The organism is Salipaludibacillus sp. HK11 (genome assembly GCF_047795645.1).
Taxonomy (GTDB): Bacteria; Bacillota; Bacilli; order Bacillales; family Salisediminibacteriaceae; genus Salipaludibacillus.
The window spans coordinates 1186588-1200137 of the sequence record NZ_CP181045.1 but is presented as its reverse complement, the minus strand read 5'-3'; the positions used below and the strand labels follow the sequence as shown (position 1 = coordinate 1200137).

General features: G+C 36.9%; 12 protein-coding genes. All 12 read right to left on the bottom strand.

From position 1 onward, the window contains the following. Positions 1–35: 35 nt before the first annotated feature. Entirely contained in the window at positions 36–1847 is a 1812-nt protein-coding gene (locus ACM26V_RS05995) for an ABC transporter substrate-binding protein (RefSeq protein ID WP_416150522.1), read from the bottom strand. 113 nt (positions 1848–1960) lie between these two features. Beyond that, positions 1961–2950, bottom strand: a complete 990-nt coding sequence (locus tag ACM26V_RS05990; RefSeq protein WP_416150521.1) for an ABC transporter ATP-binding protein — start codon at positions 2948–2950, stop codon at positions 1961–1963. After that, the gene (locus ACM26V_RS05985) at positions 2943–3944 is read right to left on the bottom strand and encodes an ABC transporter ATP-binding protein (RefSeq protein WP_416150520.1); all 1002 of its coding nucleotides are present in this window, start codon (positions 3942–3944) and stop codon (positions 2943–2945) included. The genes ACM26V_RS05990 and ACM26V_RS05985 overlap by 8 nt, the downstream gene beginning before the upstream one ends. Before the next feature lie 106 nt (positions 3945–4050). After that, entirely contained in the window at positions 4051–4500 is a 450-nt protein-coding gene (locus ACM26V_RS05980) for an Lrp/AsnC family transcriptional regulator (protein ID WP_416150519.1), read from the bottom strand. 274 nt (positions 4501–4774) lie between these two features. Beyond that, positions 4775–5638 carry a gamma-glutamylcyclotransferase gene (locus ACM26V_RS05975; RefSeq protein ID WP_416150518.1) on the bottom strand — a complete coding sequence of 288 codons (864 nt, stop codon included), beginning with the start codon at positions 5636–5638 and terminating at the stop codon, positions 4775–4777. 160 nt (positions 5639–5798) lie between these two features. Continuing rightward, entirely contained in the window at positions 5799–6734 is a 936-nt protein-coding gene (locus tag ACM26V_RS05970; RefSeq protein ID WP_416150517.1) for a hypothetical protein, read from the bottom strand. A 212-nt stretch (positions 6735–6946) separates the two neighbouring features. Continuing rightward, positions 6947–7840 carry an oligopeptide ABC transporter permease gene (gene opp4C, locus ACM26V_RS05965; RefSeq protein WP_416151800.1) on the bottom strand — a complete coding sequence of 298 codons (894 nt, stop codon included), beginning with the start codon at positions 7838–7840 and terminating at the stop codon, positions 6947–6949. 10 nt (positions 7841–7850) lie between these two features. Beyond that, on the bottom strand, positions 7851–8816 hold the full coding sequence (locus ACM26V_RS05960; RefSeq protein ID WP_416150516.1) for an ABC transporter permease: 966 nt from the start codon (positions 8814–8816) through the stop codon (positions 7851–7853). An 81-nt stretch (positions 8817–8897) separates the two neighbouring features. Further along, positions 8898–10697 (bottom strand): ABC transporter substrate-binding protein, encoded by a 1800-nt coding sequence (locus ACM26V_RS05955; protein ID WP_416150515.1) that lies wholly within the window; start codon positions 10695–10697, stop codon positions 8898–8900. 152 nt (positions 10698–10849) lie between these two features. After that, the gene (locus ACM26V_RS05950; RefSeq protein WP_416150514.1) at positions 10850–11851 is read right to left on the bottom strand and encodes an ABC transporter ATP-binding protein; all 1002 of its coding nucleotides are present in this window, start codon (positions 11849–11851) and stop codon (positions 10850–10852) included. Further along, positions 11844–12845, bottom strand: a complete 1002-nt coding sequence (locus tag ACM26V_RS05945) for an ABC transporter ATP-binding protein (protein WP_416150513.1) — start codon at positions 12843–12845, stop codon at positions 11844–11846. The genes ACM26V_RS05950 and ACM26V_RS05945 overlap by 8 nt, the downstream gene beginning before the upstream one ends. Positions 12846–12958: 113 nt before the next feature. After that, positions 12959–13408 (bottom strand): Lrp/AsnC family transcriptional regulator, encoded by a 450-nt coding sequence (locus tag ACM26V_RS05940; RefSeq protein WP_416150512.1) that lies wholly within the window; start codon positions 13406–13408, stop codon positions 12959–12961. Positions 13409–13550: the final 142 nt, after the last annotated feature.

Sequence of the window (13550 nt, the reverse complement as noted above, 5' to 3'; positions counted from 1 at the left end):
GGTTTACACCACACGCTCACTACAATAGAATTATATTATTGTTCTAACCACCATAAATGAGAATCATTTAAAATCTGATGTGTTTTAAATGTGATACCATGTAAATTTGCATTGTGTGCATAAATAACATTCTGTGAGTATAAAGGAAGGATTGGTAGTTCTTGTGAGAAATACTCGCTCCACTCGTTATACTTATCTTCTCTAAATTCTTGATCAAAAGCATCCGGAGCAGTAATTGCTTCTAGCAATAAACCATCAAATGTTTCATCGTCATAACGTGGATAATTGTATGCATGTGTAGACAAGAAGTAGCCAGATGGATCTGGGTCTCCCGATGCTAAACTCCAACCTGCCAAGAACATATCCATGTCAGTATCGTTTTCTTCGACTCTTTCAAAGTGAGCACTTGCTTCACGAGGACTATTCAAATTAACTTGAATTCCAACGGCTTCAAGGTTTTCTTGAATGATCGGAGCCGTACTTTCACGAATCGAGTTACCTGTTGGATAGTCAAGATTCAATGTAAACTCTTCTCCATCCGGATTGGTTCTGAAATCGCCATCCCACTCATATCCAGCTTCGTCCAAAATGTCGTTTGCTTTCTCTTCGCTGTAGTCATATTTAATTGGTGCATCATCGTTATAAGCCCAAGAAGCTTCTGGGAATGTTGCATGCATCACCTGTCCAGCACCATACATTAATCCATCGACAAATCCTTGACGGTTAATCGCATGGGCAATCGCTTGGCGAAGGGCTACATCTTGCACTTTTTCGTTTGGCTCCCACGTATCTTTATCTGTGAGACTGTCATTAGGTCCGTGGTGATGTTTAAAGGCCAAATACTGATAACCTAAATCTTGTAATTCTAGGACTTCAACATTTTCCATTGCCTCAACGTCATCACGATCAGCAGCAGGAACGCCGCCTGGACGATTTAACAAATGTAACTCCTCGTTTTGAAGCATACCTGTCATAATTGCTTCATCTACTACTTGCCAAACAACGCTATCTAAGTAAGGCGTTCCTTGCCAATAATCATCGTAACGACTAAGAATATATTGTTCGCCTTCTTGATAATCTGTTAGATTGAAAGGACCTGTACCAATGATTTCATCAGCGTTAATTGCTGTAGAATGTTCAGGCATCTCTCCAACTGAAACTCCATCAAAAACATGCTCTGCAACAATAAAGAAACTTGTGTCTGCTAAAGCTTTAATATTCGGTTCAGCAAAAGTAAACTTTACGGTGTGCTCATCAATGGCTTCGACACCTTCTAATGTGTCTGCATTTCCTTCGACATAATCTTCATAACCTAGCAGTGTACTAGCATAGTTTGTACGAACACCACCTGCAGATACGTAGTCAGGATCTGCGATAGAAGTGTAAGTAAACACCACATCATCGGCAGTGAATGGCTCGCCATCATGCCACGTAACACCTTCATTTAAGTAAAACGTTAATTCAGTAAACTCATCATTAAACTCCCAGTCATGAGCTAAACTTGGAATAAATTCTAAGTTTTCATCTTGACTAACTAAACTTTCAAAAGTAAGATCTAAAATGTTTGCGTCATAAGCGGTCGCGTAGAAGAGTGGGTTGAACATATGATCAGGTGCTGAATACATTCCAGCAGTAATTGTTCCGCCAGATTGAGGTTCACCGTCTGCAACTTCATTTTCCTCTTCTTCATTATTATTGTTATTATTGTTGTTGTTTTGCTCTTCATTTGCTTCTTGTCCATTTTCATCATTATCATTTGTTACTTCTTCATTGTTACCACCACAAGCTGCAAGGACCATACTGAAAGTCAAAAGGATAGCTATCATACACAATATGCTTTTCTTCATAATACAAATCCCCCTATTATTTAAGTGTTGTAAAAATCAATACTCCCTCAATTTATGTTTCAAATATTTGTATCAACCCCCTTAAATTAATTTAATAGCTATATCATTAAGATCTAACTTGAGTATAAATGACAAGCGACATAATGCTCGTGTCCCATATGAACAAGCTCAGGACGTTCGATCTTACAGCGATCGTGTACTTTCGGACATCGTGTATGGAAAGCACAGCCAGTGGGTGGGTTTGACGGACTAGGTAAGTCTCCTTTCAAAGGTATTCTTTCTCGTACATTCAAAACATCTGTTGAAGGTACCGCGGCTATTAGCGCTTGCGTATAAGGGTGTAGCGGCTTATCATATAAAGATGTTTTTGGTGCAATTTCAGCTAACCTTCCTAAATACATCACGCCAACGCGATCGCTAATATGTTTTACCACACTCAAATCATGTGCAATAAATAAATACGTGAGGTCAAATTCTGCTTGTAAATCTTCCATCAAATTTAATACTTGAGACTGTACTGACACGTCCAGAGCAGAGACTGGCTCATCCCCTATAATGAACTTTGGTCTTGTCGACAATGACCTGGCAATGCCAATTCTTTGACGTTGGCCACCTGAAAATTCATGGGGATATTTCATCAAAGATTGAGGTCCTAGTCCTACTTTATCAAGAAGATCAAGCACCATTTTTTTACGTTCAGGTTTTGATAGCGTATTTTGAACAATCATCGGTTCTTCAATTAATTCCCCAACACTCATACGTGGGTTTAAAGAGGCATAAGGGTCTTGAAAAACCATTTGCATGTCTTTTCTTAAAGGGCGTAATTTCCCTTGTCTTAAACTAGCAATATCGTCATTATTATAAATAATTTCTCCATCGGTTGGATCAAGGAGGCGTAATATCGTTCTGCCTAATGTCGACTTTCCTGAACCAGACTCCCCGACAATTCCTAACGTTTCTCCTTTATAAATATCAAAGCTTATATCATCTACTGCTTTGACATGACCAATCGTTCGTTGTAGAACGCCACCCTTTACAGGAAAGTATTTTTTTAAATTTTTTATTTCAAATAGTTTTTCTTTTTGATTAGGTTTATTAGACATGGGAAACTCCTTTTCCACTACCATTGAATAACACGCAGCGAACTTCGTGGTTTTTTCCATCCTCGACTAATTCGGGTAGTGCTTCTGTACATTTATCCATTGCGTGTTTACATCTTGGAGCAAACCGGCATCCTTGTGGAAAGCTATGTGCTGGTGGAACCATTCCAGGTATAGATTCTAACCTCTCTACGTCTTCCTCGATTTTCGGCATACTATTTAGAAGCCCCACAGTATAGGGGTGTTTTGGATTAACAAATAACTCTTTCACACTTGCCATTTCGACAACTTGTCCAGCATACATAACAACAACTCGATCAGCCGTTTCAGCTACGACGCCTAAATCATGTGTAATCATCAAGATGGATGAGCCTGTCTTCTTCTTCATATCTAACATAAGATCAAGAATTTGAGCTTGAATCGTTACGTCAAGTGCCGTTGTTGGTTCATCCGCAATAATAAGCTTTGGCGCACAAGTTAAGGCCATCGCAATCATTGCTCGTTGTCGCATCCCATCAGAAAGTTGATGCGGGTACTCATGATAAATTTGTTCTGCACGAGGAAAGCCAACGAGTTTTAACATTTCAATCGTTTGCCTTTTGGCTTCTACCTTCCCCAATTTCTTATGCTTTATTAACGGTTCAGAAACTTGCGTCCCTATTGTAAATACAGGATTTAATGAAGTCATCGGCTCCTGAAAAATCATAGCAACATCATTTCCACGAGTTGCGACCATTTGTTTCTCCGTATACTTCAGTAAATCTTTCCCATCTAATTCGATGGACCCTTCTACAATTTTTCCAGGTGGACTAGGAATCAGTTGCATGATAGATAGTGCTGTAATACTCTTCCCACTACCTGACTCTCCAACGATAGCGACCGTCTCACCTTTTTGGATATAAAAATCGATCCCGTCAACTGCTTTAGCAATTTTATTTTTACCTACTTGGAATTGTGTTTTTAATCCCTTCACATCTAAAATTGTTTCATCATTCATTGGAGCACCTCAAATCTGAATAATTGATGTGTAATGAAATAAAAGTTACGATAAAATTCGGCTTCTTCAATATTTGAAAATTCAGAAATATAATAACGCGCTATTTTCATGGAACATAAGAAAAAGAATCTTTATATTGTTTAAGTTCAACATTCACTTCTTCACTTTCGATCCCATCAATATTCGCTAACTTTTTATTAACAAAATTCATTAGTTCTTCATTATTTTTGAAATATGCTTGAATAATAATGTCATGAGTGCCAGAGAATGCTCCTACAAATCGAACTTCTGAGTAAGTTTTTAATTCAGTAGCAATTTCTTCATGCTTCCCCAACTTTGTCGAGATTCCAATAATCGCCTGCACATCTAATCCAATTTTATTAGGATTCGTGTGAATGACAAACTCAAAAACACCTTCTTTTAACATTCGATTAATTCTTGTACGAACAGTTCCTTCACTAACATTTAAGAGTCTAGCAATTTCAGAATAAGAAACTTTACTGTTTTTTTGTAAGTGACTTAAAATTATTAAATCTTTCTTATCTAATTTAGCCATATCATCACATCACTTTGTTAATTCGAATAAAATCAGACCATAAATTACGAATGTTATCACTTTATTATAAAATATCTGATTTTTCCGAAATATTTTTTATAAAAATATTATAATTCAGTAACTATTTATTTACAATAAGAAAAAAGTCATTTGTCAAGTAATCTTCCGCATTTTTTATAATTTAACATATTTCTGCAATAATTTTGCGAAGATAAACTTTTTAAGGCCAGGGTGAAGACCCTGGCCTTAAAATATCTTATTTACTTTATATTCGCTAATTTACTTCATCTAGTTTATCCCTTAACTTTTGAATGTAACCATCTGAGAGTCTTCCTCTAGCTCCTCTTAAAATTTCTGTTGCGTAGTGTTTAGGAGGCGCGGAACATGGGTATTTATTTATTACAGTAAAAGTTAAAACATTTTCATGCTTCTCACCATCTATTTCTAAAGTGACAAAGGTAGGGCGATAATATTGTAAATAAACGCCCTCTCTTTCAAATAAATAGTCAATCGCATTTTTTGTGAGGGAATAAACAATACCTTCAACATATTCCTCCTGATTAGATTCAATAATATCTGCTCTAGCTCCATCTGGTCGTGGAAAAGAATAGGCAAATCGATATCCAACTAACTTACCTACCTTAACTTCATTTGAAAAGTAATCCATCATTCCTGCTTTTTTTATCCTTTCAGTATCCATACAGGACCCGTAAGCAAAGTAATTTACGTGTTCGAATGATGTATACCATTGATATACATTCCAATCTTGAAAAGGAATCTTCTCATTAAGGCTTGCTTCTTGAGAGGAGTCTAAAACATATACCCATGAGTTATAAAAACTTGTATCAGTTTTGATATTTTCACGAATGCGATAATATAGGTTCGAATGGCATCCTTCTGAATAGTCTTCAAGGATATCCAACTGACTCAATATTTTTTCGTCAATTTGATAAATTTCTCCGTAAACCTGTGATTGACCATTAAGTAAAAAAGCAGGATAACCCTTCCCGGTATTATACATTTCTCCTTTTAAACTTGCTTGCCTAGTAATAAGCTTAGCATCCTTTAGAAAATGATGATTTATTTGTCCATTTCTTAATGTTCCATAGACAAAAACATAAGACGAACTGCTGCTCATAATGACGCTCCTTATCTTTTTTCTACTCGCGTTGATGTAACTACCCGTTTGAAATTACTTCTTCGACAAAACTTATATGTTCAAAGCTGTTACATCCCCATTAGTGAAACCCTCGTACTTAACAATCTAGTTTACATAATATTATTATAGTTAATTCAATCTATGCTTTTTCAATTATCTTAATTCGATCTTCAGAAATACTTTCCAATTTATATATTAGTTCCTGTTGTTCATTGCGAAGTTCATCTAATGTTTTTCTTACTAATAATTGAGTTTCAGCGATTTGATTGGCTGCATTAGAAATTTTATCATGAACCATCCAGTCAACAATAATCCCATCGAAAAAGTAGTCTGCAAAAGTGAGTATTTGACTAATATCTAAATCAACTTTAAGATGGTTTTTAATATCTAACAATTCATCTTGAAATTGGCGAAGGTTTTTTTCTGCAATATGAACAGTATCTTTAGCCGTGTCAAGATGACTGTGTTTAATAGCTGTGGTAATCATACCACCGCCAAACATATCGAAAGTGGACCATCCTTTTGCTTTATCAAAAGAGGATGCTGCTTCCTTCAAAGCTTGTTGTGCAATTAAACCAGCTTCAATTGCTTCTTGAAACTCTTCTGTAGCTCCCATTAATTCAGCTTCTAATTCCGTGATTTCATACAACTCGTGGCTCCATAAACTGTTTTGATCATGAATTAGTTGCTCCTTTCGCTTCAACAGATTACGATGTTCCTCTTCGACATTTCTGACTTTAATTAGGTTTGCTTCATAATCTTTACGCTCTGAATGCAAGTCTAACAATACTTGATGAGCCTCTTGGTATTTTAGTTTTGCTTCCACGACTTCTTTTTTTCGTTCATCAAGTTTTTCTTGTTTATTCCCCGCAATCGTTGAAAAAACATTAGCTAAGGAAAAACTATGAAGCTTTTCTACATCTTCTTTCTCTTCTTCAAGTTTCCTTTTTAAGCCATTTACTTGGGTTTGTTTTTCCTCCATTTGATTATTTAATCTTGAAACATGTTCTTGCCATTTTAATTTTTTTCGAGTTTTTTCTTTCACTTCCATAATTTCTTCATTTAGACTCTTCATTATTTAATCACTCCTTCTTAACTAATACGATTGCAACTCATTTACGTTTCACTTCGATTTAAATGTTAATTTATTAGCAATAAATTTTAACTGAGTAAAGTAATAACCTAGAATCTTCTAAATACCTGCCTTGTTACTCGAAAAAGAAAAAGCTGTCCATTAGTCAAAATATGACTAATACCACAGCTTTTTTCTGGTAATTTTATAACTTATCAAATATTACTTTTCGAATCAAATGCGTCACGAAGCCCATCACCAATAAAGTTAATCGCTAACACCGTCAATAAAATAGCTAAACCAGGGGGAACCCATGCTTCTGGATGTTGAGTCAACACGCGTAAACTTCTCGCTTCCGTCACCATATTCCCCCACGTTGGTGTCGGTTGAGGAATCCCAAATCCAATAAAACTAAGCCCTGATTCAATAATAATTAACGTTGCCATCATGACTGTCGCATTGACAATAATCGGACCAACGGCGTTTGGCAAGAAATGCTTCGTAATAATGCGAAAGTCTGAACATCCAATCGAACGTGCACCGATAATGTATTCTTTCTCTCTTAAGGATAAGAAGGTTCCTCTTAAGATCCTCGTAATATTTGGCCATGTCGTTAAAGCGATGATCGATATAAATAAACCAATCGTGACACGATCTGCAATCGCCATGACTGTTAAGACTAACAACAAGAAAGGAAAAATTAACATTAAATCTGCCGCTCTCATGATGAAACTATCTGTCTTTCCACCGTAAAATCCGGCAATTGATCCTAGAACCACACCAATAGCTAACGTGAATAACATCGCAAAGAAACCAATCATCAACGATACTTGCGAACCGTAGACAAGGCGGGCAAAATTATCTCTGCCTGAACTGTCAGTCCCTAACCAATGTTCCCCACTAGGCTTATTCATTACTTTCAATAAATCCGACCTTGTTGGATCATGTTCTGTCAGAAAAGGTGCGAATACGGCCACACATACCATCAAGACAATTATGACTATTCCTACCACTGCCAGCTTATTACGAAGGAAGCGACGCATGGCTAGCTGAAATGGACTTTTACTTTTTTCTGGTTTTACTTGTACTGATTTATTTTCATTTTCCATTGCGTTCACCTCAATCGTAACGTATTCTCGGATCAACTATTGCATAAAAGATATCTGCCAATAGATTCCCGATTAAAATAGTAACAGCTAATATCAAATTAATCGCCATGATGACAGGATAGTCACGGTTTTGAATTGAATTTAAGAACAACGTTCCTAGTCCAGGGTAATTAAATACAGCCTCGGTAATAACGGCGCCACTTAGTAATGTTCCGAATTCAAACCCAAGCAGCGTAATGATGGGGATTAAGGCGTTTCTCAGCGTGTGTTTATACAAGACAGAGCCTGGACCTAAGCCTTTTGCTCTTGCCGTACGAATAAAGTCACTCCCCATTACTTCGAGCATCTCTGTACGTAAATAGCGCATGTAGATGGCAGTACTAGCTAAACCAAGGGTAAAGCCTGGTAACACTAAATGGCGAATTTTATCAATAAAATACTCAAATCCAGATAAGCCAACGGAAGAAACAGTCCCCTGTGAAGGAAACCATCCCAACTGAAAAGAGAAAAAATAAATCGCTATTAAAGCAGCGAAAAAGTTTGGTGTTGCAAGACCGAGAAAAGCAAACGTCGTTGCACCATAGTCAAGCAACGAATACGGTTTTTTAGAAGAGTAAATACCAATGGGTATCGCGACAATGATCGTAATCGCTAATGCGAATAAAGATAAATACAAGGTATTCATTATTCGTGAGGCGACCAACTCAGATACCGATCTTCCAGTGTAATGCATCGATTGACCGAAGTCACCGACAGCTACTGAACTCACCCAGTTCCAATATTGAACGGGTACCGGATCATTTAAACCTAGTGCTTCTCTTCGCTCTTCCAATACTTCAGGTGGAATATCAGGATCCAAAATCTCCCCACTCAACGGATCGCCAGGTGCAGCTTGGGCTAATCCATAGACGACCACTGTGACTAAGAAGAGCATTGGGATGAATTGTAAAACCCTTCTAGTAATGTATTTATACATACTGGTTCCTCCTACTCAATAAAAGGGGCGCATGGCTGGTTTAGACCATACGCCCAAGATATCAATTATCGTTAAATAGTATTATTGTTCTAACCACCATAAATGAGAGTCATTTAGGATTTGGTGTGTTTTAAAAGTGATTCCATGTAAATTTGCATTGTGTGCATAAATAACATTCTGTGAGTATAAAGGAAGAATTGGAAGCTCTTGAGAGAAATATTCGCTCCACTCGTTATACTTATCTTCTCTGTACTCTTGATCAAATGCATCCGGAGCTGTAATTGCTTCTAGCAATAACTCATCAAATGTTTCATCGTCATAACGAGGATAGTTATAAGCATGTGAGGACAAGAAGTAACCAGATGGATCTGGATCTCCCGATGCTAAACTCCACCCTGCCAAGAACATATCCATGTCAGTATCGTTTTCTTCGACTCTGTCAAAGTGAGCACTCGCTTCACGAGGACTATTCAAATTAACTTGTATACCAACGGCTTCTAAGTTTTCTTGAATGATCGGAGCAGCACTTTCACGAATTGAGTTACCTGTTGGATAGTCTAAGTTTAATGTGAATTCTTCCCCATCTGGATTGGTTCTGAAATCGCCATCCCACTCATATCCAGCTTCGTCCAAAATGTCGTTTGCTTTCTCTTCGCTGTAGTCATATTTAACTGGTGCATCATCGTTATAAGCCCAAGAAGCTTCTGGGAACGTTGCATGCATCACCTGTCCAGCACCATACATTAAACCATCGACAAATCCTTGACGGTTAATCGCATGGGCAATCGCTTGACGAAGGGCAACATCTTGCACTTTTTCGTTTGGCTCCCACGTATCTTTATCTGTGAGACTGTCATTAGGTCCGTGGTGATGTTTAAAAGCTAAATACTGATAACCTAAATCTTGTAATTCTAAAATTTCAACATTTTCCATTGCCTCAACGTCATCACGATCAGCAGCAGGAACGCCACCTGGACGGTTTAGTAAATGTAATTCTTCGTTTTGAAGCATACCAGGCATAATTGCTTCATCAACAACTTGCCAAACAACAGTATCTAAGTAAGGCGTACCTTGCCAATAGTCTTCATAGCTTTCAAGAATATATTGTTCACCTTCTTGATAATCTGTTAGATTAAACGCTCCTGTTCCAATAACTTCTTCTGCATTGTAAGTAGATGAATGTTCTGGCATTTCGCTAACTGGAATATCACCTAAAATATGTTCAGCTACAATAAAGAAACTAGTATCAGCTAAAGCTTTGATATTCGGCTCAGTAAAAGTAAACTTTACTGTGTGCTCATCAATGGCTTCGACACCTTCTAATGTGTCTGCATTTCCTTCGACATAATCTTCATAACCTAGCAGTGTACTAGCATAGTTTGTACGAACACCACCTGCAGATACGTAGTCAGGATCTGCGATAGCTGTGTAAGTGAATACCACATCATCGGCAGTAAACGGCTCGCCATCATGCCACGTAACACCTTCATTTAAGTAAAACGTTAATTCAGTGTTTTCATCGTTAAATTCCCAATCATGAGCTAGACCTGGGATGAATTCTAAGTTTTCATCTTGCATAACAAGACTCTCAAACGTCATATCCAAAATATTTGCATCATAGGCTGAGGCATAAAACAATGGATTAAATATATGATCCGGTGCAGAATACATACCAGCTGTAATTTGTCCACCTGATTGAGGTTCACCGGCTTCTTCTTCTGTATCATCATTATTATTTTCGTTGTTATTTCCTTCTTGCTCTTCTGTTTCATTGTTATTATTATCATTTGTGTCTTCTTCGTTGTTATTTCCACCGCATGCTGCTAGCACAACAGTAAAAGATAACAGCAAAACGATCATGAGCCATAAACTTTTCTTCATAATGCAAAATCCCCCTATTTTTTAATTGATTTAATAACCATCAATAAACAATTTGTAGTGTTTATTGATCACTTTTCAAGATTTAATCGACTGAAGTGTACCACCTCCTCAAATTAATATATTTTTAAAGTGGTAAAAATTGTTTCTAGTTGTTATTCTGACTCTGAATTTGTATAGAGATGACACGCAACGTAATGCTCATCTCCCATATGAACAAGCTCAGGACGTTCGATCTTACAGCGATCGTGTACTTTCGGACATCGTGTATGGAAAGCACAGCCAGTGGGTGGGTTTGACGGACTAGGTAAGTCTCCTTTCAAAGGTATTCTTTCTCGTACATTCAAAACATCTGTTGAAGGTACCGCGGCTATTAGCGCTTGCGTATAAGGGTGTAGCGGCTTATCATATAAAGATGTTTTTGGTGCAATTTCAGCTAATCTTCCTAAATACATCACGCCAACGCGATCGCTAATATGTTTTACCACACTCAAATCATGTGCAATAAACAAATACGTGAGGTCAAATTCTGCTTGTAAATCTTCCATCAAATTTAATACTTGAGACTGTACTGACACGTCCAGAGCAGAGACTGGCTCATCCCCTATAATGAACTTTGGTCTTGTCGACAATGACCTGGCAATGCCAATTCTTTGACGTTGGCCACCTGAAAATTCATGGGGATATTTCATCAAAGATTGAGGTCCTAGTCCTACTTTATCAAGAAGATCAAGCACCATTTTTTTACGTTCAAGTTTTGATAGCGTATTTTGAACGATCATCGGTTCTTCAATTAATTCCCCAACACTCATACGTGGGTTTAAAGAGGCATAAGGGTCTTGAAAAACCATTTGCATGTCTTTTCTTAAAGGGCGTAATTTCCCTTGTCTTAAACTAGCAATATCGTCATTATTATAAATAATTTCTCCATCGGTTGGATCAAGGAGGCGTAATATCGTTCTGCCTAATGTCGACTTTCCTGAACCAGACTCCCCGACAATTCCTAACGTTTCTCCTTTATAAATATCAAAGCTTATATCATCTACTGCTTTGACATGACCAATCGTTCGTTGTAGAACGCCACCCTTTACAGGAAAGTATTTTTTTAAATTTTTTATTTCAAATAGTTTTTCTTTTTGATTAGGTTTATTAGACATGGGAAACTCCTTTTCCACTACCATCGAATAACACGCAGCGAACTTCGTGGTTTTTTCCATCCTCGACTAATTCGGGTAGTGCTTCTGTACATTTATCCATTGCGTGTTTACATCTTGGAGCAAACCGGCATCCTTGTGGAAAGCTATGTGCTGGTGGAACCATTCCAGGTATAGATTCTAACCTCTCTACGTCTTCCTCGATTTTCGGCATACTATTTAGAAGCCCCACAGTATAGGGGTGTTTTGGATTTACAAATAACTCTTTCACACTTGCCATTTCGACAACTTGTCCAGCATACATAACAACAACTCGATCAGCCGTTTCAGCTACGACGCCTAAATCATGTGTAATCATCAAGATGGATGAGCCTGTCTTCTTCTTCATATCTAACATAAGATCAAGAATTTGAGCTTGAATCGTTACGTCAAGTGCCGTTGTTGGTTCATCCGCAATAATAAGCTTTGGCGCACAAGTTAAGGCCATCGCAATCATTGCTCGTTGTCGCATCCCACCAGAAAGTTGATGCGGGTACTCATGATAAATTTGTTCTGCACGAGGAAAGCCAACGAGTTTTAACATTTCAATCGTTTGCTTTTTGGCTTCTACCTTCCCCAATTTCTTATGCTTTATTAACGGTTCAGAAACTTGCGTCCCTATTGTAAATACAGGATTTAATGAAGTCATCGGCTCCTGAAAAATCATAGCAACATCATTTCCACGAGTTGCGACCATTTGTTTCTCCGTATACTTCAGTAAATCTTTCCCATCTAATTCGATGGATCCTTCTACAATTTTTCCAGGTGGACTAGGAATCAGTTGCATGATAGATAGTGCTGTAATACTTTTCCCACTTCCTGACTCTCCAACGATAGCGACCGTCTCACCTTTATTGATGTGAAAATCGATCCCGTCAACTGCTTTAGCAATTTTATTTTTACCTACTTGGAATTGTGTTTTTAATCCTTTCACATCTAAAATTGTTTCGTTTTTCATTGGTGCACCTCAAATCAAGATAATTTAATAGAAGATGGATGATTACTTCAAGAGATTTTTTGCCATTCAATATAATTCAAATATTCTGATAAAAAAAACAACAATATTTTTAATTAAGGAACATATGAGAAAGAATCTTTATATTGTTTGAGTTCAACATTAACTTCCTCACTTTCGATTCCATCAATATTCGCTAACTTTCTATTAACAAAATTCATTAATTCTTCATTATTTTTGAAATATGCTTGAATGATAATGTCATGTGTACCCGAGAAAGCCCCTACAAATCGAACTTCTGAGTAAGTTCTTAATTCAGAAGCAATTTCTTCATGCTTCCCTAATTTTGTTGATATCCCAATAATAGCTTGCACATCTAATCCAATTTTATTTGGATTCGTATGAATGACAAACTCAAAAACATTTTCTTTTAACATTCGATTGATTCGAGTACGAACAGTTCCTTCACTGACTTTTAACAATTTAGCAATTTCAGTATAAGAATATTTACCATTTTCCTGTAAATAACTTAGTATTGATAAATCTTTTTCATCTAATTTTGTCATATCATCACATCACTTTGTCATTTCGAATAATATTTACGTATTAATTACGAATATATCTAATTTAAATAAATTATTTTGCGTTTTCCGAAAAATAATTAATAAAATAATTATAATTCAGTAAATATATAATTACAATAATTAT